The organism is Aeromonas cavernicola, assembly GCF_002795305.1.
In the GTDB taxonomy this organism is placed as follows: domain Bacteria; phylum Pseudomonadota; class Gammaproteobacteria; order Enterobacterales; family Aeromonadaceae; genus Aeromonas; species Aeromonas cavernicola.
Genome location: NZ_PGGC01000104.1, coordinates 1 through 1332 on the forward strand (window position 1 = coordinate 1; position 1332 = coordinate 1332).

1 pseudogene is annotated in these 1332 nt (G+C 49.7%); it reads right to left on the reverse strand.

The features are described 5' to 3' along the window. Nucleotides 1-66 precede the first annotated feature (66 nt). Nucleotides 67-1203, reverse strand: a pseudogene (locus tag CUC53_RS12275) (ISAs1 family transposase). Between the last annotated feature and the right edge of the window lie 129 nt (nucleotides 1204-1332).

Consider the following 1332-nt stretch of genomic DNA (forward strand, 5'->3'; position numbering starts at 1 on the left):
AGCTCTGACAATCCCTGCTGCCACTTCTGCCTCCCCAACACCCAGGGTGAGAGCGTGAACTTTTTGTTAACTGACAGCCAATTTCTGGATGCCTGCAGTCAAGACTGCTTCCAAATATTCACTGCTCATGCACGCAATCTTTTGCTTGCGCCGGATGCTTGCTTTGCGTGAGCTCTCGGCCCTGAGCATGTTCAGCGCCATATGCCTGATACATGTCAGGATCTCGACGGCATCACCACGATAAATGGGGCATGCATCTTCACCCATGGTGACATCCAGTACCCAGTGAAGGCTGTTTTCTATCGCCCAGTGACCCCGTACTGCTTGGGCAAATGCGTCACGCCCTAGCTTCTTTGAGCTGATGAAGTAACGCATCTCGAGTGATGTTTTCTTTTTATTTTCAGCACGATAAGAAACTGCCACGCCAATTGTCTGTAGGCCGGGCCAATCAGGAAACTGGCTCGCCAAGGCGCCTGCGTCCAGCACATGATATTCACGCACCTCTATGCGACCATGTTGCTGTTCTATTGCCACGACCTCTTGGTTGAGTGGATCGGTGAGCTGAGGCGTCAAGGCTTTACGTACCGCATCGAACAAGGTTGGCTGATTGCCTTTGACGGCCAGCAGGTAATCGCCCTGTTGCTCAACAATGGTGTTGGCAATGTGGGTCTGGCATCCCATCGCATCTATGGATACGAGGCACCCTTTTATATCGAGAAGTGTTAACAATTCGGGAATGGCGGTAATTTCATTGGATTTCGCCGCCGTTTTGATTTGTCGGAGCACCATTTTGTTAGCCGCGGCATACGCGCTGACCATGTGGATGGTGGATGTGCGATCCTCGCGGTCGTAGGAGCTACGCAACGTTTTGCCATCGATAGCGACGAGCGCGCCATCCGTGCGTTCATTGATGGCATTAGACCAACGAATGAAGGCAGTCTGGAACTGCGTTGGCTTGATGCGAGAGATGATCCTGGCGATGGGGTCGTGAACAGGAATACCGTTTTTAAACAATCCCTTAGATAGAAACTAGGGTAGATGTATCTCACCAAAGTCCTCAATTTCTTCCCATCCTTCGGCTCCACCGATGACAGCACAGACGGTCAGAAACAGTACATCGAAAAAGGCATAGTGGATTTTTTCGCTTTGGCGTTGGTCATGAATATCAGCGAAAAATTGAGTAAAAACGGCATCAATAGACATAGATAGGCCCCCAAAAGGGAGCATGAGATCACAGGTAGATCGCGAGGTCAAAACAAAACAAAAAATAACATGTTGACATCATTTCACTAACTGTGATCTCACGATCTCACCCTGTCGATCAGAACAACC